General features: G+C 75.2%; 14 protein-coding genes and 1 pseudogene. 1 reads left to right on the top strand and 14 read right to left on the bottom strand.

The annotated features are described in order from the left end of the window. Position 1: 1 nt before the first annotated feature. From Prum_RS24785 to Prum_RS51850, 3 genes and pseudogenes are all read right to left on the bottom strand, one after another. On the bottom strand, positions 2 to 6,244 hold the full coding sequence (locus Prum_RS24785; RefSeq protein WP_173078665.1) for a type I polyketide synthase: 6,243 nt from the start codon (positions 6,242 to 6,244) through the stop codon (positions 2 to 4). Between the two features lies 1 nt (position 6,245). Beyond that, positions 6,246 to 10,688, bottom strand: coding sequence for a type I polyketide synthase (locus Prum_RS51855; protein WP_173078664.1), 4,443 nt, complete (start codon positions 10,686 to 10,688; stop codon positions 6,246 to 6,248). A 218-nt stretch (positions 10,689 to 10,906) separates the two neighbouring features. Then, positions 10,907 to 12,061, bottom strand: a pseudogene (locus Prum_RS51850) (beta-ketoacyl [acyl carrier protein] synthase domain-containing protein); the annotation flags it as partial. Between the two features lie 105 nt (positions 12,062 to 12,166). Here Prum_RS51850 and Prum_RS24770 point away from each other — a divergent pair. After that, complete coding sequence (locus Prum_RS24770; protein ID WP_173078663.1) at positions 12,167 to 12,955, top strand: thioesterase II family protein; 789 nt, start codon at positions 12,167 to 12,169, stop codon at positions 12,953 to 12,955. Here the strand turns inward: Prum_RS24770 and Prum_RS24765 are convergent. From Prum_RS24765 to Prum_RS24720, 11 genes are all read right to left on the bottom strand, one after another. After that, on the bottom strand, positions 12,913 to 13,812 hold the full coding sequence (locus tag Prum_RS24765; RefSeq protein ID WP_173078662.1) for a phytanoyl-CoA dioxygenase family protein: 900 nt from the start codon (positions 13,810 to 13,812) through the stop codon (positions 12,913 to 12,915). The two genes, Prum_RS24770 and Prum_RS24765, sit on opposite strands and share 43 nt — an antisense overlap. Before the next feature lie 22 nt (positions 13,813 to 13,834). Next, positions 13,835 to 15,103 (bottom strand): beta-ketoacyl-[acyl-carrier-protein] synthase family protein, encoded by a 1,269-nt coding sequence (locus Prum_RS24760; RefSeq protein ID WP_173078661.1) that lies wholly within the window; start codon positions 15,101 to 15,103, stop codon positions 13,835 to 13,837. Further along, the gene (locus tag Prum_RS24755; RefSeq protein ID WP_173084109.1) at positions 15,100 to 15,633 is read right to left on the bottom strand and encodes a beta-ketoacyl synthase chain length factor; all 534 of its coding nucleotides are present in this window, start codon (positions 15,631 to 15,633) and stop codon (positions 15,100 to 15,102) included. The genes Prum_RS24760 and Prum_RS24755 overlap by 4 nt, the downstream gene beginning before the upstream one ends. A gap of 5 nt (positions 15,634 to 15,638) precedes the next feature. Further along, positions 15,639 to 16,766, bottom strand: a complete 1,128-nt coding sequence (locus Prum_RS24750) for a beta-ketoacyl-[acyl-carrier-protein] synthase family protein (protein ID WP_173078660.1) — start codon at positions 16,764 to 16,766, stop codon at positions 15,639 to 15,641. Next, a complete protein-coding gene (locus tag Prum_RS24745) occupies positions 16,759 to 17,013 on the bottom strand; it encodes a hypothetical protein (protein WP_173078659.1) in 255 nt (84 codons plus the stop codon). Before Prum_RS24745 ends, Prum_RS24750 begins: the two co-directional genes overlap by 8 nt. Before the next feature lie 30 nt (positions 17,014 to 17,043). Then, a complete protein-coding gene (locus Prum_RS24740) occupies positions 17,044 to 18,420 on the bottom strand; it encodes a class I adenylate-forming enzyme family protein (protein ID WP_173078658.1) in 1,377 nt (458 codons plus the stop codon). A gap of 99 nt (positions 18,421 to 18,519) precedes the next feature. Beyond that, on the bottom strand, positions 18,520 to 19,410 hold the full coding sequence (locus tag Prum_RS24735) for a methyltransferase domain-containing protein (protein WP_173078657.1): 891 nt from the start codon (positions 19,408 to 19,410) through the stop codon (positions 18,520 to 18,522). 28 nt (positions 19,411 to 19,438) lie between these two features. Beyond that, a complete protein-coding gene (locus Prum_RS24730) occupies positions 19,439 to 20,761 on the bottom strand; it encodes an NAD(P)/FAD-dependent oxidoreductase (RefSeq protein ID WP_173078656.1) in 1,323 nt (440 codons plus the stop codon). Between the two features lie 41 nt (positions 20,762 to 20,802). Continuing rightward, positions 20,803 to 21,021 carry a hypothetical protein gene (locus tag Prum_RS49670; protein ID WP_218577320.1) on the bottom strand — a complete coding sequence of 73 codons (219 nt, stop codon included), beginning with the start codon at positions 21,019 to 21,021 and terminating at the stop codon, positions 20,803 to 20,805. Then, positions 20,976 to 21,818, bottom strand: coding sequence for a DUF2156 domain-containing protein (locus Prum_RS24725; RefSeq protein WP_218577319.1), 843 nt, complete (start codon positions 21,816 to 21,818; stop codon positions 20,976 to 20,978). Before Prum_RS24725 ends, Prum_RS49670 begins: the two co-directional genes overlap by 46 nt. Further along, complete coding sequence (locus tag Prum_RS24720) at positions 21,815 to 22,330, bottom strand: hypothetical protein (protein WP_173078655.1); 516 nt, start codon at positions 22,328 to 22,330, stop codon at positions 21,815 to 21,817. The genes Prum_RS24725 and Prum_RS24720 overlap by 4 nt, the downstream gene beginning before the upstream one ends. Between the last annotated feature and the right edge of the window lie 9 nt (positions 22,331 to 22,339).

Genomic DNA, 22,339 nt, shown 5'->3' with positions numbered 1-22,339 from the left:
CTCACATGACCGGGGAACCAGGAACGGGGGACGGGGACGGCCCGCCAGCCGGCGCGGGCAGGTAGCCGGCCTGCAACAGCCAGCCGAGGTACGTCTGCAACAGCGCGTCGTCGAGCGGCGGGCACAGGATGCCGGTGCCCGCCAGCCCGACCTCCACCGCCGCGTCGTCGTAGTCGATCGCCTCTTCGCCGCCCACGATGAACTCCTCGACCAGGTCCATCACGGGGTGCAGCTCGTTCGGTCGCTCCGGATAGGACTCCCGCAGCGCGTCCCACCACTGGTCGACCGGCACCAGCGGCACCGGCCAGCCGTACCGGCGCAGCGCGCCGACCAGGTCGCGGAACGCCATCTTCTGCCCGTTGACGAGGTGGTACGTGCCAACCGCGCCGGCCAACGAGAGCCGCACCAGGCTCGTCGCGACGTAGTCGACCGGCGTCATCTCGATGTCGATGTCGAGATCGGGTGCCATGCCGAGCTGCAGGCAGCCCTTGATCACCCGGGTCGTGAAGTGGGTGGTCAGGCACGCGCCGGTCCGCGAGTCGCCGAGCACCCGGCCGGGACGGTAGACCGCGACCGGGACACCCCGCTCGCGGGCCAGCTCCACCAGGCGCTCGGCCGCCCACTTCGTCTGCGCGTACCCGGTGACCAGCCGCCCCGCGGAGGCGAGGTCGTCTCCCTCGGCGATCCGCCGGCGGCCGTCCTGCGGAATGCCCCAGATGCCGTACGTGGACACGTGGTGCACCGGCGTGAGCCGCCCGCCCCCGCAAGCCAGCCGGAGGATCTCGGCGGTGCCCTCGACGTTCGCCGGGCGCAGCTGGTCGTACGTGTAGCTGAAGTTGACCCACGCGCCGTTGTGGTAGATGGCGTCCAGCCGCCCGGCCAGCGCCTCGAACCGGTCGGCCGGCAGGCCCAGCATCGGCCGGGCCAGGTCGCCGGGGACGGCCACGACGCGCTCGGCGGCGCCGTCCGGCCACGGCAGGTAGCGCTCCATGTTGGACCGCAACCGGGCCAGCCCGCCCGCCGGGTCATCCGCGCGCACCAGGCAGTGCACCCGGGCCGGCGTCTTGGCCAGCAGCTCGGCCAGCAGGTACGCCCCGACGAACCCGGTCGCGCCGGTCAGCAGCACCTCGCGCGGCGGCCGTACCGGTGCGGTGGCCGCCGCCGGCGCGCGGATCGCGGGGTCGAGCGCCACCTCGCGGGCGATCCAGGCCGGGTCTTCCGGGCCTTCACCCTCGGTCGCCGGACCGGCCGTGCCGGCCAGGTAGTCCGCCCACTCGCCCAGCGACGAGCGCTCGAAGAGATCGCTGGCCCGGACGGTGACCCGCAGGTCCCGCTTGCAGCCGCGCACCACCTCCATGACCATCAGCGAGTCCAGCCCGTACGCCATCAGGTCGACGTCGTCGGACAGCGTGGCCGGATCGGCGCCGAGCACGCCGCCGAGCACGCCGCGCAGATAGTCGGTGAGCACGGCGGCGGCGCCCTCCGCACCGGCGGCGGCCAGTTCGGCCAGCACCGGCGCCGCCGCTTCGCTCCCCGCGGCGTCCTCGGCGACCTCGACGGTGCTCAGCATCGGCCGGTCGGTGCGGGCCTGCATGACCGGCTTGAACACGCTCCAGTCGACCGCGCTGACCACCCGGTGCGGCCGATCACCGGCGAGCAGCCCGCCCAGCAGCCGCAGGCACTGCGGCGCGGACAGCGGGCGCAGGCCCGTGGCGCGCAGGAAGGCGAGCACGTCCGCGCCGAAGAGCTGGGTCGGCAGGTCCCACGGGCCCCAGCTGACCGACAGCGCGGGCGCGCCCTGGGCCGCGCGGTGCTCGGCCAGGCCGTCCAGGAACGCGTTGCCGGCCGCGTAACTGGCCAGGTGCTGCGAGCCCCAGGTGGCGGCGATCGACGAGAAGCCGAGGAAGAAGTCCAGTTCGAGGCCCTGGCAGAGCTGGTGCAGCTGCCAGCCGCCGATCACCTTGGGCCGCCACACCCGCCGGTACTCGCCGGGCTCGACCTCCCGCACGAACTGCGGTCCGGACACGCCGGCCGCGTGCACCACGCCGCGCAGCGGCCGCGGGCCGGCGTCCAGCGTGGCGAACACCCTGGCCATCGCGGCCTCGTCGGTGACGTCCGCGGCGGCGACGACGACGTCCGCCCCCATCCCGCGCAGCCGGCGCACGAGCGCCGCGCCCGGCGGATCGCCGGGCTGGTCGTCCTCCGGCCGCGGGCGTTCCGGCGGCGGCGTGCGGCCGAGCAACACGAGCCGGCCGGCTCCGGCCCGCGCCAGCCAGCCGGCCACCTCGGCGCCGATGCCGCCGAAGGCTCCGGTGACGAGGTACGTCCCATCGGCGCGCACCGGCGGGGCCGGGCGCGACTCGGCGGGGGTGAGCGGGCTGGGCACGAGCCGCGCGGCCAGCCGCCGCCCGGCGCGTACGGCCTGCTGGTCCTCGGCGGCATCGGCCAGCGCGGCGAGCAGCACGCCCGGCTCCGCGTCGCCGGCTCCGTCCGGGTCCGGGTCCAGGTCGACGATGCCGCCCCACCGGTCGGGGTGCTCCAGCGCCAGCACCCGGCCCAGGCCCCACAGCGTGGCACCGGCCGGGCTGACCACGTCGCTTCCGCCGGCCGCGGGCACCGCTCCCCGGGTCACCAGCGTGACGCGGGCGTCCGGGCAGTCGTCGCGGCCGGCGAGCTCGCGCACCAGCGCCACCGCGGTGAGGTCGGCGCGCGCGGCGTACTCGTCGAGGGCCCAGGCGTCCGCGTGCGGCGGCCGGGGCGCGTCCAGGCCGGTCAGCAGCGCCACCCGGACCGGCCGGACGGCCGCCGCGCGCCACGCGTCGACCAGTGCCCGGACCGCATCGGGCTCGGGCGCGCACGCCTGCGCCACCCCACCCACCGGCGACGCCGCAACGGTCACCTCGGCGCCGCCCGCGCGCAGCGCCGTGGCCAGCCGATCCGCGGTACGCCCGGCGTCGCCGCCCGGGTCCGCCACCACCAGCCAGCCCTCGCCGGCAACCGGTAGGTCGGTGGCGCAGTCGCCGATGTCGTGCCAGCCGATCTCGTGGAGCAGCGTGTCCGGGTCCCGCCACGGCGCCGCTCCGTCCGCCGATCCGCCCGCGCGCAGTCCACGCACGTGCCCGGCGACGGTGCCGTCGGCGGCCAGCAGCGTGACCGCCTCCTCATCGGGGCCGGCGTAGGCGTACCGGATCTCGGACAGCGCCGGGGCGGTGAGCTCGGCGCAGCCGGTCACCGGACCGGAGGCCGGCTGCCGAGCTGCGGCGGCCGTCGCGGCGTCGAGCACGCCGGCCCAGCCGGGCGGCGCGTCCGCCGGCACCGGGACGAGGAAGCCAGCGTCCGGGGTGCGGTGCGCGACCGCGGGCAGGGCGGCGGCGTCGACCGGGCCGGCCTGCCCCAGCCCGGCCCGCGGATCCGGACGGCGGCGCAACCGGCCATGGGCGTGCCGCTGCCACGGGGCGCCGGCGGCCGCCTCCGCCTCGGTCTGGCTGAACACCTCCCACACCGCGGAGCCGTCCGCCGATTCGGTCACGGTGAGCCGGACCGTCGCCCGGTCCGGCTCGTCCAGCGGGACCGGTACGGGCGCGTCCACGTCCGAGACGCGCGGCCAGTCCCCGCCCAGGCAGTCCCGGGCCGCCGCCACCGCGGCGTCGACGAGGGCGCCCAGCGGTACGGATCGGCGCCCCGCCGGGTCGATCACCGGCGCCGCCGCCCACCGCCGCACCGGCAGCTCGTACGCCGGCACCGGGCCGGGCAGGCGGTGCGCCTCGTCACCGGGCCGGGCGGCCCGGGAGCCACCCGCCGGCGGCGCCGCGGCGGGCGCCTCCCGGAACCAGTAGGAGTCCCCGCGCCACGGGGTGGTCGGCAGGGGCACCCTGGCGACTTGCTCGCCGTCGTGAAACGCGGCCCAGTCCGGCCGGGCACCCCGTACGCACAGCGCGCCGAGCGCCCGCAGCACGGCCCGCTGGTCGTCCAGGCCGGCACGCAACGTGGATACGAACATCGCCTCCGGGTCGCCCACCTCGGCGGCCACTGTGGACGATGCCGACACCGGACCCAGCTCCAGGAACGTGCGGCAGCCGGAAACGTGCAGCGCCCGTACGGCCTCGGCGAAGCGGCCGGTGCCCGTCGCCAGCCCCGCCCAGTGTTCGCGCCCGAACCCGTCCGCCGCGACCCAATCACCGGTCACAGTGGACACCATCGGGATGGCCGGCGCGGTGGCATTGACTGCCGGCAGGGCCGTCGACCGGGCGCGCGCGGCCACCAGCGCCGCCGCGTCCGGCAGCGCCAGCGCGCCCGCCACGCAGCCGGCCACGATCTCGCCGACGCCATATCCGGCCACGGCGGCCGGGCGCAGGCCCCACGACAGCCACATCGCCGCCAGCGCGTACTGCAACGCGAACAGCGCCGGCTCGGGCTGGTCCACTGTGGAGTCCAGCAGCTCGGCGCACTGCTCGAACGCCTCCCCGAACGCGGGCTCGGCGAACAGCCCGTCCCCGGTGCCCGCGTACGGCACGTCCGCGCCGGTGAACAGCCAGGCCACCCGGCGCTGCCGGTGCGGCGGCAGGGCCCCGACGGTCACGCCCGGGTCGCCGCCGCCGCGGGCGTACGCGGACAGCGCGTCGGCCAGGTCGTCCACGCCGGCGGCCTCGACGGCCAGCCCGCGCGCCTGCACGGCCCGGCCGACCTGGCTGGTGAAGCAGGCGTCGTGCAGGTCGGGCCCGCCGGGGCCGCGCAGCCGGGCCGCGTGCGCGGCGGCCAGGTCGCGGAGCGCCTCTTCGGTGCGCGCGGAGGCCAGGAAGAGCCCGTACGGCCGGCGCGGTTCCGGCCGCCGCGGGCGCGGCACCGCCGAGGCGAGCACGGCGTGGGCGTTCGTGCCGCTCGCGCCGAAGCTGCTCACCGCGCCGATCCGGGGACCGCCCCGGTCCGGCCACGGGACACACTCGCCGGGCACCTGTACGTGCAGCCGCTGCCAGTCCACATTGGGGTTCGGCCGGCGCAGGTGCAGGTGCGGCGGCACCTCGCCGGCTTCGATGGCGAGCGCCAGCTTGATCAGGCTGGCGACGCCCGCGGCCGGCTCCAGGTGCCCGATGTTCGTCTTCACCGAGCCGACCAGCAGCGGCATCCCGGCTGGCCGGTGCCGGGCCACGGCCGCCTGCAGGGCGCGCAGCTCGATGGGGTCGCCCAGCGCGGTGCCGGTGCCGTGCGCCTCCACGTAGTCCACGTCCGCCGGGTCGACCCGGCCCTGGGCCAGCGCGGCGGCGATGACCTCCTGCTGCGCGGCCGGGCTGGGCACGGTCAGCCCGCTGGAGCGCCCGTCGTGGTTGACGGCGGACCCGCGGACGATCGCGATCACGTGGTCGCCGTCCGCCTCGGCGTCCGCGAGCCGCTTGAGCGCCACCACGCCGGCGCCCTCACCGCGCGCGTAGCCGTCCGCCGTCTCGTCGAACGTCTTGCACCGCCCGTCGGCCGCCAGCGCGCCGAACTTGCTCATCAGCACGAAGCCGTACGGGGCCAGCAGCATGTTCACGCCGCCGGCCAGGGCGAGGTCGCACTCGCGCAGCCGCAGCGCCTGGCACGCCTCGTGGACCGCCACCAGCGACGACGAGCACGACGTGTCGACCACCTTGCTGGGACCGCGCAGGCCCAGCACGTACGAGATCCGGCCGGCGGTGAAGCTGGGCTCGCCCACCAGCTGATACGCGTCGACGTCGTTGATGTCGCCGATCTGCTGCCGCAGCCGTACGTAGTCGGTGGTGCTCATGCCGAGGTACACACCGGTGCGGGTGCCCTCCAGCGCGTCGGGGGCGTACCCGGCCCGCTCCAGCGCCTCCCAGCACACCTCCAGCGCGAGCCGCTGTTGCGGGTCCATGCCCAGCGCTTCGCGTGGTGAGATCCCGAAGACCTCCGGCTCGAACCGGTCCACCCGGCCCAGGAAGCCGCCCCGGATCGTGTACGCCTTGCCCGGCGCCTGCGGGTCCGGGTCGTACAGCGCGCGGGCGTCGGCGCGCTCCGGCGGGAACTCACCGGTCGTGTCGACCCCGTTGCGGAGCACGTGCCAGAACGCCTCCGGCGTGTCGGCACCACCGGGAAACCGGCAGCCCATGCCGACGATCGCGATCGGCTCGTCCAGCCAGGCGTCGCGGCTCGCCGCGATCCGGCGCCGCAGCCGCTCGATGGTGCGCAGCGCGTCGGCCATGACCTGCCGGCTGTCCGGCAGGATCCCCTGCGTGGTGGCGGTGGTCATGTCAGCCGTCCTCCGCGAGTGTGGCCATCAGGCGGTTCAACAGGTCCTCGTCGGAGAGCCCGTCGACGCCGTCGTCGTCCGGGTCGACGGCGAGGCCCTCGGCGGGCGGAGCCGGTGCCTGCGGCGCGACCGACTCCAGCAGGTGCCGGGCGAGCGCCCGGCTGGTGGGAAACTCGAAGGTCAGCGTCGCCGGCAACTCCACGGCGTACTCCTCGGCCAGCCGGTCGCGCAGCGCGACGGCCAGCACCGAGTCCATGCCAAGCTCGAAGAAGCCCTGGTCGGGCGCGATCGCCGCGGCCGAGTCCTCGCCCAGGACGGCGGCCACGGCGGCGAGCACCGAATCGAGCAGCCGGTCCAACCGCTGCGCCGGTGGGACGGCCAGCAGCCACGCGGCCGCGGCCGGTACTTCGTCCCCAGCCGGTACATCGTCCGCGGCCGGCGTCGCCCCGCTTATCCAATGTGGACGGCGTTGCCACGGGTACGACGGCAGCGAAACGCGGTACGGGCGCCGCCCGATGAGCCGGTCCCAGTCCACCACGCAGCCGTGGACGTAGAGCTGGGCGACGGTGTCCACAATGGCGTCCGGCCAGGGTCGGGTGGAGGTCAAGGCGGTGCCCGCGATACCGGCCGGGACACGGCCGGCGTCGACGGGCACCAGCAGCGGCGCGCCGGACTCGCCGCCGGCGGTCAGCCACAGGGGTACGCCGGGCACCACGCCCGGCACCGGCACTGTTCCGCCGCCCGCGCCGCGAAGCGCTTCGCCTGCGCCCAGCAAGCCGGCCGCGTGCGCCGCTGCCCACCCTCCGATGCCGGAGCCGGCCACCGCCGCGGGCGAGACGCCGTGGTCCCGCCACACGTCGGTGAGCGCGATCTGCACGGCGGTGACCGCGATCGGGTCCCCGGCCGCGAGCCCGCCGCCGCGCAGCGCGTCCCGGGCCTCCGGACCGATCCCGTCGAGCGCGGCGCGGAACGCCGGCTCGGACCGGTCCATCTCGGCCCATGGCACGGCGGCGCTGCCGCCGTACACCAGGATGAACCCGGGCGTCGAACCGGCCGGCGCGACGCCGGCGTGGGCGGTACCGCCGGCGAGGCCGGTGGCCAGCTCCGCCGCGGTGTGCCCGACGGCGGCGACCCGGTGCTCCAGTTGCGTGCGGCGCGCGCCGGCGGTGTGGCACGCGTCGGCCAGCTCGCCGGCGGGCAGGCCGGCGATCCGCTCCCGCATCCGCTCCCGGACGGCCACCAGCGCCGCCTCGTTCGCGGCGGACGCGACCAGCAGGTGCGCCCGGGCCGGGGCCGCGGGCGGCGCGGGGTCCGGCGCCGGCACCCCGGCGAGTACGACGTGCGCGTTCGTCCCGGTGAACCCGAAGGCGCTCACCCCGGCGACCCGGTCGGGGCCGGCCGGGGAACGCCAGGGCACCCGCTCGGTGACCACCCGCACGCCGAGCCGGTCCCAGTCGACCTGCCCGGTCGGGCGGGTGAAGTGCAGGTGTCGCGGGATCTCGCCATGCCACAGCGCGAGCGCGGTCTTGATCAGGGCCGCCACGCCGGCGGCCGCCTCCAGGTGCCCGATGTTGCTCTTCACCGAGCCCACCAGCAGCGGGCGGTCGGCCGGACGCCCGCTGCCCAGCGCCCGGTCCAGCGCGGTCAGCTCGGCCGCGTCGCCGAGCCGGGTGCCGGTGCCGTGCGCCTCCACGTACTCCACGGCGGCGGGCGGCACGTCGCCGGCGTCCAGCGCCGACCGGATGAGCTCCTCCTGCGCGTCCACGCTCGGCACGGTCAGGCCCGCGCTCACCCCGTTGTGGTTGACGGCGCTGCCCCGGATGACCGCGTACACCCGGTCGCCGTCGGCGCGCGCCCGGCTCAGCGTCTTGAGTACGACGACGCCGGCGCCCTCGCCGCGCCCGTAGCCGTCGGCGGCCTCGTCGAACGCCTTGCAGCGCCCGTCCGGCGCCAGGGCGCCCCCGGCCGACATCGCCAGGTACACGGTGGGCGTGGCCATCACGTTCACGCCGCCGGCCAGCGCGACGTCGGACTCCCCCGCCCGCAGGCTCTGCACGGCGAGGTGGACGGCGACCAGCGAGGACGAGCACGCGGTGTCCACGGCGAGGCTCGGGCCGCGTACGCCCAGGAAGTACGACAGCCGTCCCGGAGCGCCGCTGAACGAGTTTCCGGTGCCGTAGTAGAGGTCGATGTCCGCCATCCGGCGGGTCACCAGATGCTGGTAGTCGGTGCTGTTCATGCCGGCGTACACGGCTGTCTGGCCGCCGCGCAGGCGGTACGCGTCCAGCCCGGCGTCCTCCAGCGCCTCCCAGGCGACCTCGGCCAGCAACCGGTGCTGCGGATCCATGGCCCGCGCCTCCCGGGCCGAGACCCGGAAGAACCCGCTGTCGAAGAGGTCGACCTGGTCGAGGAAGGCGCCGCGCCGCGTAGTCACGGTGCCCGGCCCGCCCCGGCCGCCGGCCAGCAGCGCGGCCGCGTCCCACCGGTCGGCGGGTACGTCGGTGGTGGCGTCCACGCCCCCGGTCAGCAGCGCCCAGTACGCGTCGAGCCCGGCCGCGCTGGGCAGCCGGCAGCCCATGCCGACGATCGCGATCGGCTCGGCGGCGCCCGCCTCCGCGACCGCGGTGGGGCGGCGCGCGGCCGCGGTGGCCCGCCCGGCCGCGACCGGGTCGGGTCGCGCGCCCATGGCCAGCACGTGCGCGGTCAGGGCCTCGATGGTCGGGTGCTCGATGCCCGCGTCCGTGCCCAGCGCGCAGCCGAGCTCGCGCTCCAGCCGGCCGACGAAGTCCACCAGCGTCAGCGAGTTCATCCCCAGGTCGAAGAAGCCGCGCAGCGGGGACAGCCGGCGGTCGGCCGGATAGCCCAGCACCTCGGCCGCCACCCGGCCGATGACGGCCGCGACCCGCTCGCGGTCGCCCGCCGCGTCGCCATTGCGGTGCGGCCGGGCGCTCGCGCCGTTGCCGTTTCCCACCGCCGCGCCGTTGCCATTGCCGTTGCCGGCCGCCACACCGTTGGTCGGGCCGGCGCCGAACGCCGGACCGTCCACCATGGACAGCAGGCGCCCCTCGGCGTCGAAGAACCGGACCTCGGCGCGGACCGGGCCGCTCGGCCCGGCAGATCCGTTGCGCCGGCCGGGCGGCGGGTCCGGCAGCCAGTACCGATCCCCGCCGAGCGGGACCGGCGGGAGCGGCACGTACCGCCGCGCCGGGCCCCGGATCGCCGACCAATCCAGGTCGACGCCGCCGGCGTACAGCCGGGACACCGTCTGGGCCAGCGTCGTGGCCGCCGGGCGCCGCTTGGCCAGCGAGCCGACCACGAGGGCGCGCCGTCCGCGGGCCGCGGCCGCCGCCGCGAGCCCGCGCTGCAGGACGGGGTGCGGACCCAGCTCGACGAACACCGCCGGTCCGGCGGCCAGCAGCCGGTCGACGGCGGGCCAGAAGAGCACCGGATCGCGTACGTTCCGGCCCCAGTAGGCGGCGTCCAGCGCCGGCGGGTCGGCCATCGGATCCACAGTGGACACCATGCGGACGCTGGCCGGTCCGGGCGCGAGGTCGGCGAGCAGCTCCGCCAGCGCGTCGCCGTACGGGTGCACCGCCGGGCTGTGGAACGCGTAGTCCACGCCGAGCGGCAGGCAGGTCGCCCCGGCGGCGCGCAGCTCCTCGACGGCGCGGCCGAGCGGCTCCGCCGGGCCGGACGCCACCACCGACCGCGGCCCGTTGACGGTGGCCACGCACAGGTCGGCGCCGTGCCTGGCGAGCACCGGGGCGACCTCGTCGGCCGGCAACTCGACCGCCACCATGGCGCCGGAGCCGGTCGCGGCCTGCATCAGGCGCCCCCGCTCCACGGCGAGGCGGGTGGCCTCGGGCAGGCCGAGCGCGCCGCTGACGTGCGCCGCGGCCAGCTCGCCCGCGCTGTGGCCGACCACCGCGTCCGGCCCGGCGCCCCACGACGCGAAGAGCCGGGAGAGCGCGACCTGGACGGCGAAGTTGACCGGTTGGGCGTACCGCGTCTCGGCCAGCCGGCCGCCCTCGGTCCGGGACAGTTCCTCCAGCGGCGACCACCCGCCCAGCTCGCGCACCAGCGCGTCGCACTCGTCGAGCGTGTCGCGCACCAGCGGCGAGGTGCGGTAGAGGTCCAGGGCCATGCCGGACCACTGCGAGCCCTGCCCGGAGAAGACGTGCACCAGCGCCGGCCGGTGCTCCTGTGCCGGTCCACCGGCCGCGACCTGGGGCGCGCTCTTGCCGGCGGCGTACGCGTCGAGGCCCTTGAGCAGCGCCGTCCGGTCGCCGGCGACCGCCAACCGGTGCGCGTGCTGGGTACGGCGTACGGCCGCGCTGTACAGCAGGGCGTCCGCCTCCTCAGCGGTGGCGTCCCGCAGCCGCTCGGCGTACGCCCCGACCTGTGCCCGCGCCGCGTCCGCCGTCGGGCCGGAGACCAGCAGCACCGGGTCGAGCGCGGCCGCGGGCGCCTCGGCATCCGGCTCGGACGCCTGCGCCCCGGCGCCGCCAGCACCACGTGCACGTTGGTGCCGGACAGGCCGAACGCGCTGACACCGGCGTACACCGGCCGGTCGCGCGGCGGGAGCGGGGTCGCGACGGTGGGCACGACCAGACCGGCGCCGGCCCAGTCGAACGCCGGGGTGGGCCGGTCGAGCCGGATCTGCGGCGGGACCATCCCGTGCCGCGCCACCAGCATCGCCTTGAGCAGGCCCACGATGCCGGCAGCCGAGTCCAGGTGGCCGAAGTTGGCCTTGTGCGAGCCGACCAGCAGCGGCCGGTCCGGTGACCGGGCGCTCCCGATCGCGGCCGCGAGGGCGCTCAGCTCGATCGGGTCGCCGAGCGGCGTGCCGGTGCTGTGCGCCTCGACGTAGTCCAGCTCGGCCGGGTCGACGCCGGCCACCTCCAGGGCCTCGCGCAGCAGCGCCTCCTGCGCCCCGGCGTTGGGGGCGGTCGGGCCGGCACTGCGGCCGTCGTGGTTGGTCGCGCTGCCCCGGATCACCGCCCAGATCCGGTCGCCCGCGGCGACCGCGTCGGCGTACCGCTTCAGCACCACGACGCCGCAGCCCTCGCTGCGCACGATGCCGTCGGCCCGACCGTCGAACGGCTGGCAGCGCCCGCGTGGGGACATCGCCTGGATGGCCCGCATGTACGTGCTCAGCTCCGGCCCGACGATCAGGTTGACGCCGCCGGCGAGGGCGGCGTCGCACTCGCCGGTGACGAGCGCCCGGGTCGCCAGGTGGACAGCCAGCAGGGAGGAGGCGCAGGCGGCATTCAGCATCAGGCAGGGGCCGCGCAGGTCGAACGTGTACGCCACCCGCCCGGCCCCGAAGCTGAACTCCTTGCCGCTGGCGTAGTAGCCGTCGATGCCCTCCAGCCCGTGCGTACGGGCGTGCAGCAGTGCGTAGTCCATGCCGAGGACACCGAGATAGACCCCGGTGCGGCTGCCGGCCCAGCGCTCACGCGGGATGCCGGCGTGCTCCATGGCGGCCCACGAAACCTCCAGCAGCATCCGTTGCTGGGGGTCCATTTCGCGGGCCTCGCGCGGCGAGACGCCGAAGAACTCGGCGTCGAAACGGTCGATGTCGGGGAGGTAACCACCGACGCCGGCGGCGGCGAGCAAATCGGCACCGGGCCGCTCCGGCGGCACCGGGCCGACGACGTCAACGCCGCCGGTCAGGACCCGCCATAACGAGTCCAGATCCACTACGCCACCGGGCAACCGGCACCCTACGCCGACAATGACCACATCGGACAGATCGCTTGACTCTGCTCCGCGCAAGGGCCGTATAATGTGGCGTTCGAGCCGCTCACGCTGCATCCCATACCCCCGCGACTAATCGCGACCAGCTTCTGGAAAAGGAACGCTTCCCCGCTCGATGATTTCCCTGTTTGATGAAGTCTACGTACGGGTTAGGGGATGTCAATGGGGAACGATCTCTGGACGGCGGCCTACCGACAGTCCTCGTTGGAGCTCTTCTGCCTACCCCACGCCGGCGGCGCGGCGGCGCACTTCGCCGGGTGGGCACGGTGGCTTCCGGAGGGCGTCACCGTGGTCCCGGTGGACCTCCCCGGCCACGGCCGGCGCCGCCGCGAGCCGCTGATCACCGACCTGCCCGCGCTGGTGGCCGAGGTGACCGGCACCATCGCCGACGCGACCCCCGCCGACTCCGGCCGGGCGGACCAGGTGGTCCTGTTCGGGCACAGCTTCGGCGCCGTGCTCGCGTACGAGGTCGCCCGGGAGTTGCACCGCGCGGGCCGGCCGCCACGGCTGCTGCTCACCGCCGCCCGCAACGGCCCGTCCGCGGCCCAGTCGCACCGGCCGATCCACGCCCTACCGGACGCGCAGCTCGTCGTCGCGCTGCACCGCCTCGGCGGGACGCCGGAGTCGGTGGTGCGCGACCCGCGGCTGATGCGCCAGTTCCTCCCGGCGCTGCGGGCCGACCTGCGCATCGCCGAGCTGTACGCCCGCGCGCCCGGCGACCCGCTGCCCTGCCCGGTCGCCGCGTACGTGGGCCGGCACGACCGGATGGCGGACGGTGCGGGCGCGCTGGCTTGGGAGCGGGAGACGGCCGGCCGGTTCGACCTGACGGTGCTCGACGCCGGCCACTTCCTGCTCGAAGACCCCGGGTTCGTCGCCGCCGTCACCGGCCGGCTGCGCGCCGCACTGGCTCAGGACCTCCAAAGGACCGGGCAGAACTCCGGGTCGGCGTAGTCCGGCTTGCCGGTGGCCGTCCGGCGTACCAGGGTGTCGTGGTTGTAGACCACGACGCTGCCGTCCGCCCGCCGGAACTCGCGGTACTGGTTCTCGCCGTCCTGCATGTGCAGCGAGATCGCGCGGCGCGGGCGGTCGGAGCGGTTCGCGCCGCTGCCGTGGTACGTCCGGCAGTGGTGGAAGCTCATGTGCCCCTTGGGGATGTCCATGACGATCTTGTTCACCTCGGCGTCGTTGTACCGCGCGTTCTCCTCGAGCATCTCGTCCAGCTCGGCGGGGTCCCGCTCGGCGAAGTGCCGGGTGGTGCTGTCGGTGGCGCCGGTCTCCTTCCACAGGTGGCTGCCGTCGACGACCGTCAGCGTGCCCATCTCCTCGCCGCAGTCGTGCATCGGGACGAAGGCCGTGAGCATCCGCTCCGACGTGGACGACTGCCAGTAGTGGCGGTCGAAGTGCCACGGCACGATGTTCGTCGGCTCGTTCGCGCTCGGCGGCTTGTAGATGAGCGTGCTCTGGAAGAGCCGGACCTCGGCCGCCTCGGCGAGCCGGGCGGCCACCGCGCCGATGATCGGCTTACGCAGGATGCGCGCGATCTCGTCGCTCTCGTAGTGCACGTAGTCGTTGTGTCGCTGGACCGGGCCGTGCTCCGGCTCCCAGTACGCCAGCTTGGCCGGGCGGCTGGGCAGCCGGCGGTCGCGGTGCCCGGCGTAGAACCGCTCGCTGCCGTCCACCAGCGCGTCGACCTCGTCGTCGGTCAGCAGCTTGCGGGACAGGTACCAACCGCGCTCGAGGTAGGTCTGCACCTCCTCGTCGGTCGGCAGAAGCCTTCGCTCATCTTCGGTGAGGTGGAACATACCCATCGGATTCCCCTTCCTCGGTGTGTCAATCAACCCGGCGCAGACGCGTCGAGGGCTGGCCGAACAGCAGGCTGACGTTGTGCCCGCCGAAGGCGAACGAGTTGGAGAGCGCGGCGCCGAACTGGCCGGTGCGCGGCATTCCCCGCACGTGGTCCAGATCGCAGTCCGGGTCCGGCTCGTCGAGGTTGTGTGTGGGCGGGAGCGTGCCGCGGGCCAGCGCGAGCACCGTCGCGGCGGACTCCACCACCCCGGCGCCGCCGAGCAGGTGCCCGGTCACCGACTTGGTGGAGCTGACGGCCGGCTGGTACGCGCCGAACGCGGTGCGGATGGCGCGGGTCTCCGCGACGTCGCCCGCCTTCGTGCTGGTGCCGTGCGCGTTGACGTAGGCCACATCGGCCGGCGCCAGTCCGGCGCTGGCGATGGCCAGGCGCATGCTCTCCGCCGCGCCCGAACCATCCGGCCGGGGCATGGTCGGGTGGTGGGCGTCGGTGGTGCCGCCCCAGCCGATGAGATCGGCGTAGCCGGCCACGCCCCGGGCGTCGGCGTGCTCGCGCCGCTCGATCACCAGGACGCCCGCGCCCTCGCCGAGCACGAAGCCGTTGCGCCGCCGGTCGAACGGCCGGCTCGACGCGGTCGGATCCGTCCAGCCCCGGGCCAGCGCCCGGGCGTTCGCGAAGCCGGCCACACCGGTACGCCCCAGCGGCGCCTCGGCACCGCCGCAGAGCACGACGTCGGCGTCGCCGGCGCGGATCAGGCGGAGCGCGTCGGCGATGGCGTGCGCGCTCGCGGCGCAGGCCGTGGCGATGGCCGAGCTGTACCCGCGGATGCCGTACTTGATGGCGATGCGCGCGGCGGCCATGTTGGCCAGGAAGGCCGGATAGAGGAAGGCGCTGACGCCCGCCTGGCCACGCTCGTGCCGGGCCAGCGCCTGCTGCTCGAACGTAATGAGCCCGCCCGCACCGCTGGACACCGCGACCGCGACCCGCCGCGGATCGACGTCCTGCCCCACGACGAGGCCGGCGTCGGCCACCGCGTCGTCGGCCGCGGCGAGCCCCATCAGCAGGAAGCGGTCGGCGCCGCGCGACTCGACGAGCGGCAGCACCGAGCCCGGCTCGATGTCCGGCGCGAAGGCGGCGGCGTCCACCATGCCGTCCAGCTCGTGCCCCTCCGGCGGCCGTACCAGCCCGGACTTGCCCACGCACAGCGCGTCGAAGAACTCGTCGCGATCCCGGCCCACCGGGGTCACCAACCCGATGCCGGTGACCACCGCCACCGGCCGTGCTGCTGTCGTCATTGCCGTACCCCTTCGTCGTGCGGACTGTCGGCGGGGCCGACGAGAAGCGCGGTGGCGGTGTCGTCCCCGCCGTATGCGGAGCCCTGGTCGGCGACGATCAGCAGCGCCTCGTCGGCGTCGCCGTCGTCGAACAGGCCGGCCGCCACGGCCGCCGCCTCGGCCAGCGGGTCGCCGATCGGGCTGAGGCAGACCAGCGGTCCGGTCAGCCGCCACCGGGCGGCGATGTGCCCGAGGATCGAGTTCGGCACCGACTGGAAGAAGAACAGCGGCGTCACCCGCCGCCCGGCGTCCACGGCCTCGGCCACGGCCGTCGCGGTGCCCAGATCGCCGCGCACGGAGGCGAGCACCACCGCCGTACGCGTGTGCGTGTCGTTGGTCGGCCACCCACGCAGGCAGCGCTCGGCCACCTCGGCGACGAGCGGGCCGAAGGACGACGCCACGAACCCCGGGACCTGGCCGGGCCGGCCGGTGTCACCCGGCTCGGGCCACTGCGCGCGCGAACGCACCGCGACGCCGGCCAGTTCGTCCAGGAGGTTCACGCGGCACCGACCAGCAGCGCGGTGTTGGCACCGCCGAACGCGGAGTTGACGCTCAGCGCGTACCCAGCCTCCACCGGGCGCGGCTGGTCGAGCACGAGGTCCAGCTCGCAATCCGGATCGGGCGCCAGGTAGCCCGCGTTCACCGGCAGCCGCCCCGCGCGCAGGGCCAGCACGGTCAGCACCAGCTCCACCAGCCCGGACGCCTCCAGCGCGTGGCCGTGCACCGACTTGGTGGAGCTGACCGGCGTCGTCCCGGCCGCGTCGCCCAACGCCCGCCGCAGCCCGGCGGCCTCGGCCGGGTCGGACTGCCGGGTACCGGTGCCGTTGGCGTTGACGTAGCCGACGTCGCCGGCCCGCACGCCGCCCCGGCGCAGCGCGCCGTCGATGGCCTTGGCCAGGCCGGCGCCGGCAGGATCCGGCTGGCATACGTGGTACGCGTCGCCGGCGCGACCCCAGCCGGCCAGCCGGGCGAGCGGCGGCGTGCCCCGGCGGCGGGCCGCCGAGGCGGACTCCAGCACCACAGCCGCCACTCCGTCGCCGAGCAGCAGGCCCCGGCGGCCGGCGCTGAACGGGCGGATCCGGCCGTCGTCGGCGAGCGCCCGGCCGGCGTCGAAGAGGGCGAGGTTGTCGGGGTCCACCAGGAATCCGGCCGCCACGACGGCCCGGTCCAGCCGGCCCGCGGCGATCATCGAGGCGGCCTCGGCGATCGCCGTGCTCGCGGCGACGCAGGCCGCGGTGTACGCGCGCAGGGGGCCGCCCAGCCCGCAGCGCTCCGCCACGATGCCGGCGAGCGCGGCGGCGCCGTAGCCCTGCCGCTGTCCGGTGCTGAGCCGGGCCAGCGTGGCGTCCACCCGGGCGGCGAGCAGCAGCGGGGTGGACGCCCGGTCGGCCGCACTCAGGCCGGCCTCCGCGCAGGCTCCGTCCACCACGCCGGCCAGCTCGTCGGGCAGGTCGGTGGCGTCCGGGAGGGTGGCGGCGGTGCCCACCCGCTGGCAGCCGGTGTCGAACCGGGTGACCGGACCGAACGCGGCGGCGCCGTCCAGGGCGGCGGCGAGCAGCGGTGCCGTGCCCCGCCCGGCCGCGGTTACCGCGGACAGGCCGGTCAGCACCGCGGTCTCAGCCATCGGCGGCCGCCCGTGCGGCCCGCACGACGTCCGCCGCGCCGCCGACGGTCGACATCTGCACCAGGCGCTCGTCGGTCAGGTCCAGGTGGACGTCGTACCGGTACTCCATCTCGTAGACCAGCCGGGCCAGCTCCAGGGAGTCGATCCGCTCGCTCACCAGCTCCGGCGGGCGCTGACCCACCTCGGCCAGGATCGCGATGATGTCTTCCCGGGCCGGCCAGCCGGCGTGGCGGAGGTCGTCGGCCATCTGCATGGATCCCTTCGTGGAGGCGGGGCTTTACGACGGGACGGGCGCGGCGGCCGCGTTGCGCAGTGCGGCCCGGTCCCGGACCAACTTGCCGCTGGGCGTCCGGGGCAGCCGGTCCAGCACGTACCACCGGCTCGGGCGCTTGTAGCGCGCCAGCCGTTCCGCCAGCACCCGGTCGACGTCGTCCGGGGTGGTCGGGTCGCGCAGCACCGCGTACACCTCGATGCCGCGGTCGAACGCGACAACCGCCTCGACCACGTCGGGCAGGCCGGCCACCAGGTGCTCCACCTCGGTGAGGTCGACCTTGAGGCCGCCGATGGAGACCAGCGAGTCCAGCCGGCCGCGCACCGTCACCAGCCCGGTGTCGGGGTCGATCGTGGCCGCGTCCCGGGTCTTGAGCCAGCCCTTGGACCAGCGGGTCGGGTCGGACAGGCCCACGTACGGCGACTGCACGCGGGCGACCTGGAGCTGGCCATAGCCGACCCGCAGGTCGATGCCCGGCGCCGGGAGCAGCGCGGGACGGTGCGCCCCGGCCAGGTCGGTGGCGATGACCCCGACCTCGGTCATCCCGTACATGTTGCCGAGGGTGACGCCGTACCAGTCGGCGAACCGGGCGGCCACGTCCGCCCGCACCAGCTCGCCGCCGGTGGTCATCCGAGCGAGCTGCGGGAGCCGGGGCGGCGGGGCCGGCGGCGCGGTCAGCAGCTCGATGTGGGCCGGTACGCCCAGGACGGTGGTCGGCGCCGGCTCGGCCGCGATCGCCGCGCGGATGTCGTCGACGGTCATCCGCTCCGGCACGGTGAACGGGACGTGCGCGTGCAGCCCGTACATCAGGCCACCGACCAGCCCGAGCACGTGCACCATCGAGGCGAGCAGCACGAACCGCTCGCCGGCGCGCGGCACGCCGTCGATCCGGGTGTAGCGGTCGATCTCGGCCAGCAGATCCTCGACGGTGCGCCCGATGACCTTCGACGGGCCGGTCGAGCCGGAGCTGAGCTGGATCAGCACGTGCGGCGTCTGCGCCGGCCGGCCGGCCAGCGGGAGCACCATCTCGTCGAAGACGTGGTAGCAGCGCAGCGGGCCCGCGACGGGCCCGGCGGGCTGTACGACCAGTTGCGCGCCCACCCGCTCCAGCGCGGCGTCGACCTCGTACTGGGTGAGCCGGTGGTCGAGCAACGTGACCTGCGCACCGATCCGCCATGCCGCCAGCAGGTTGGCGATGTAGCTCAACGACGGTGGCAGGCGCAGCGCGACCGTGCCGCCGGGGCGCAGGCCGGCGTCCGCCAGCCGTTCCTGCCGGGCGAGCACCTCGGCGCGCAGCCGCGCCCGGTCAACCGGCGACCCCATGCGCATGCAGGTCTCGTCGCCAGCACCAGTCAACAGAACGTCGTCTACCCAATTGCCCATGGAGCCACTCCCCCGGGACTAGTGTTTCCTCGTCTGATGACATCCTTAGTTGATGAATTATAACGGGCACAAGGGACCCGTCAAGGCCGCAAGCTGCGGTTAGCTGGGCTTGACGGCCCGCAGGGCCGCGTACTGCAGGAGGCCACGGCGGTACGCCGCCTGCATGACCGGCACCACCTTGATGAGCCGGAGCACGGCGACACCCTCGGTACGGGCCAGCCGCAACCGGTGCGACTGGTCGCGCAGCAGCGCCCGGATGGCGTCGGAGTTCATGTCGACATCCCACGAGGCGCGCACCCGCTCGGACCAGTCGGCGACCCGGACACTCGTGAAGCCCAGGTCCGTGCACTCGGTCGCGTAGCGCCCCATCGGGAGCATGTACGGGATCGCGAAGTCCTTGCAGATCTGGGTCAGCATCGCCGACTCCTCTGCGTCGAACCCGCCGTCGCGTACACACCAGGTCGTCACGGCGAGCGTGCCGCCCGGCCGCAGCATCCGGTACGCCTCGCGCAGGAACGCCGTCTTGTCCGGCATCAGCTCCAGGCTCTCCAGCGCCCAGACCACGTCGAACGAGCTGTCCGGCAGCCCGGTACGCAGCGCGTCGAGCTGGCGGAAGCTCGTCCGGTCGGCCACTCCCGCCTCGGCGGCCTTTTCCATCGCGCGTTCCACCTGGGCCGGGCTCAGGGTCACGCCCTCCACCCGGCAGTCCAGCTCGCCGGCGAGGTGCACGGCCGGCGCGCCGACACCGCAGCCGGCGTCCAGCACCTTCGCGCCGGTGGGCACGCTGGCGAACGCCACCAGCTCCCGCACGGTCCGCACCTGCGCCTCGTGCCGGTCCCCGCCCTCCTCGCCGGGCGCCCAGTAGCCGTGGTGGATGTGCTCGCCCCACAGGCTCTCGTAGAGGTGCACCAGCCCGTCGTAGTGGTCCCGGATGGCGCGGTGCAGTTGCTCCTCCGGGACGTCCAGCGAGGGCGCGTCGAGATCGGTCATCGGGATCCTCCTGAGTTGTCCAATGTGGTCAGCGGGTGGCGAGCCGGTCCGCGGCGTCGAGCCCGGCCAGGTAGCCGGACAGCAGCAACCGGCCCATCCGGCCGGTCGGTGCCCAGCCGGCCGCCGGGCGCAGCCAGGGCAGGTCCGCCTCGCCGCCGGGCAGCCCGCTGTCGAGCAGGGCCGGCAGGGTCTGCGCCGTGTACGCGGACATGGCCAGCCCGTGGCCGCTCCAGCCGCCGGCGAACCAGACTCCCGGCTGGCCGCGCACCGGTCCGACGATCGGCATCCGGTCCGAAGTGGACGCGGTCACGCCGGCCCAGAAGTCTTCGATCGCCACGCCGGCCAGGGCCGGGAACACCACGGCGAGCTCGCGGGCCACCCGCTCCCGGACCGCGGCCACCCGCGCGGGCGTCACCCGCTCCTCCAGCAGCGCCGGCCCGCCGCCGAAGAGCAGCCGGCGCTCCGGCGTCAGGCGGAAGTAGTTGAAGAACGAACGGGAGTCGATCACGGCGCCGTCGCCGTTCCAGCCGGTCCGGGCGAGCAGCTCCGGCGGCAGCACCTCGGTCCGGGCCACGTGGGTACGGATGGTCGCGAGCGTCTTCTGGTGTACGCCGATGGCGCGCGTGAAGCCGTCGGTGGTCAGCACGACCCGGCGGGCCCGTACCCGTACCGGCCCGGCCAGGACCTGCGCCGGGTCGCCGCCGCGCACACCGGTCACCCGGGTCTGCTCGGCGATCCGAACCCCGGCCGCCAGCAGCGACTCCTTCAGCACCTGGCACAGCCGCCACGGGTTGATGGTGACGACGTCCGGGTAGCACAGCGCGCCGTGGTAGCGGTCGACGCCGAGCCGGTCGGCGGTCTGCACCCGATCCAGGTAGCGCACGTCGAAGCCCAGGCCGGTCAGCGTCTCGGCCTGCTCGCGCAGCCGCGCGACGTGCCCCGGGGTCTGCGCGGCGACGAGCTGGTACGTCTCGGACAGCTCGCAGCCGTCGGGCAGGTCCTTGACGAGGCGGCGCAGCGCGGCGACGCCCTCGACGGAGGCCCCGAACATCCGCCTGGCCACCGCCGGGCCGCGCTTGCGCACCAGCGCGGCGATGGGGCCACCCACGCCGGGCCCGACGATGCCGGTGCTGCGGCCGGTCGCGCCGTCCCCGGCCCGGCCCGCCTCGATCACCAGGATGTCGCCGGGCGGCACCGACCTGGTCAGCGCGTGCGCCAGCGCGAGCCCGGCGAGGCCGGCCCCCACGATGGCGACCTGCGCGTCGGTGTCGGCACCGAGTGGAGGCTGAGGGGAAGCCGGTGGCAGGTCGCGCTGCCACCCGCTGACGCCGTAGGGCTGGACGCCGGTCATGGGACGGCTCCTTTCATGGAGCGGGCTAGCATGCGGGCGGGCTAGACCGTGCGGGTCAACTTGCCGAGGGCGTACATCCCGCCGAGCCGCACCTTGCCGGCGAACGCGATGTACTCCGGCCGGGTCACCTGCGGCAGCCACTTGAGCTTGAACGACGCCTGGGTGGCCGCCGGGTAGATCTTGTGTCCGCGGGTGCTGAGGAAGCCGCCCAGCTTCACCATCCGCCGGTTCGCGCCGGGCACCTCGACGCTCGGGTCCATGCCGGCGAAGGGGTCAGCCCCAGGTGCAGCCAGCCCGCGCCCTCCGCCTGGAAGACCTCGACCGCGTGCGCGAACACCGCCTCGATCACGCCGGGCGGTGCGTCGGGCGCGCGCCGGGTGAGGTCGTAGAGCCAGCCGGACTCGACGCCGTACACGGGCGCGCAGGACACGTACCCGACCGGCCGCCCGTCGTACTGGGCCACGAAGAGCCGGCGGTACGGCGCGCCGCGGCCATCCCGCTCGCCGATCATGAAGGCGAGCTCCTTGGTGTGCCGGCCCTTGGCGCCCAGCCACGCCGCGTCGATGGCGTCCAGCGCGCCGGTGACCGCGGCCCGCTGCGCGTACGGCACCTCCGCGACGGTGATGCCCTCCCGGTGCGCCCGGTTCACCATGTTCCGGACCTTGACCATCTTCCGGCCGCGCAGGCTGTAGCCCTCCAGGGAGATGCTGTAGGAGGAGCCGAGCTGGTTGACAACGTAGCCGGACCCGGCGTACAGCTCGGCGTCGTGGCGCAGCAACTGCACCGCCAGCACCCGCCGGCGCTGCCCGGCCGCCCACGCCTCGAACGCGGCCAGCAGCGCCGGCTGCTCCGCGCGCGCGGCGAAGGGACCGCCGAGCTGGACCAGCCAGCGCCGGCCCGCCGGCCGGTACGCGACCAGGCCGTCGATGCCGGGCGCGGTGAAGTGCCGGGTCTCGTCGTTCAACGCGAGGAACGCGCTGGCGTTCTCGGCGTGCCGGGACAGCAGTTGGACGGCGCCGATGACGTCGATCGCCGGGGCGGCGGGGGTGATGGTCATCGCGCGCGGGCCTCGTGGTGGCCCGGCGCGACCGCGACCGGGGTGGGCTCGGGCCGGTGGACCGGCACCGGGCCGGGCTTCAGCGAGCGCAGCAGCGCGTCGAACGCCGGCAGCCGGTGCGGCTCGAACGGCACCGCGAACGGCTTGAGCTGGTTGCCGAAGATGGCCCGGTCGATGCACATGTGGATCGGCACCACGAGCAGCGCCCACTCGGGCCGCACGAGCCATGCCCACAGCGCGACGACCAGGCCCATGGTGAGCGCGCTGTGCATCGTGTTGTAGAGCACGTAGTACGCCTTGGGGATCTGGCCGTCCGGGCTCCGCTTGAACGCCAGCGCGCCGGGGATGTACCCGATGATGTCGATGTAGGTGAACAGCACGAGGGCGGGCAGCCAGCGCACTTCGCCCCAGTGCGCCACGAACAGCCCGGTCGCCAGCGCCAGCGCGGCGCCGTACTCGGCGCGGTGCAGGCGTGCCGTCGTAGGAGTGTCGAAGGTGTTCTTCTGGTCCACGGCCTACTC

It is taken from the genome of Phytohabitans rumicis (assembly GCF_011764445.1).
Lineage (GTDB): Bacteria > Actinomycetota > Actinomycetes > Mycobacteriales > Micromonosporaceae > Phytohabitans > Phytohabitans rumicis.
The sequence above is the reverse complement of the archived record's forward strand: the minus strand, read 5'-3'. Positions and strand labels throughout refer to the sequence as shown.

Bases quoted from the DNA above. Each gene is read 5' to 3' on its own strand.
- Prum_RS24735 (WP_173078657.1), bottom strand. From the start codon at position 19,410: ATGACCGATCTCGACGCGCCCTCGCTGGACGTCCCGGAGGAGCAACTG.
- Prum_RS24760 (WP_173078661.1), bottom strand. From the start codon at position 15,103: ATGACGACAGCAGCACGGCCGGTGGCGGTGGTCACCGGCATCGGGTTG.
- Prum_RS24770 (WP_173078663.1), top strand. From the start codon at position 12,167: ATGGGGAACGATCTCTGGACGGCGGCCTACCGACAGTCCTCGTTGGAG.
- Prum_RS24745 (WP_173078659.1), bottom strand. From the start codon at position 17,013: ATGGCCGACGACCTCCGCCACGCCGGCTGGCCGGCCCGGGAAGACATC.
- Prum_RS49670 (WP_218577320.1), bottom strand. From the start codon at position 21,021: ATGGACCCGAGCGTCGAGGTGCCCGGCGCGAACCGGCGGATGGTGAAG.
- Prum_RS24785 (WP_173078665.1), bottom strand. From the start codon at position 6,244: ATGACCACCGCCACCACGCAGGGGATCCTGCCGGACAGCCGGCAGGTC.
- Prum_RS24750 (WP_173078660.1), bottom strand. From the start codon at position 16,766: ATGGCTGAGACCGCGGTGCTGACCGGCCTGTCCGCGGTAACCGCGGCC.
- Prum_RS24730 (WP_173078656.1), bottom strand. From the start codon at position 20,761: ATGACCGGCGTCCAGCCCTACGGCGTCAGCGGGTGGCAGCGCGACCTG.
- Prum_RS24725 (WP_218577319.1), bottom strand. From the start codon at position 21,818: ATGACCATCACCCCCGCCGCCCCGGCGATCGACGTCATCGGCGCCGTC.
- Prum_RS24740 (WP_173078658.1), bottom strand. From the start codon at position 18,420: ATGGGCAATTGGGTAGACGACGTTCTGTTGACTGGTGCTGGCGACGAG.
- Prum_RS24765 (WP_173078662.1), bottom strand. From the start codon at position 13,812: ATGGGTATGTTCCACCTCACCGAAGATGAGCGAAGGCTTCTGCCGACC.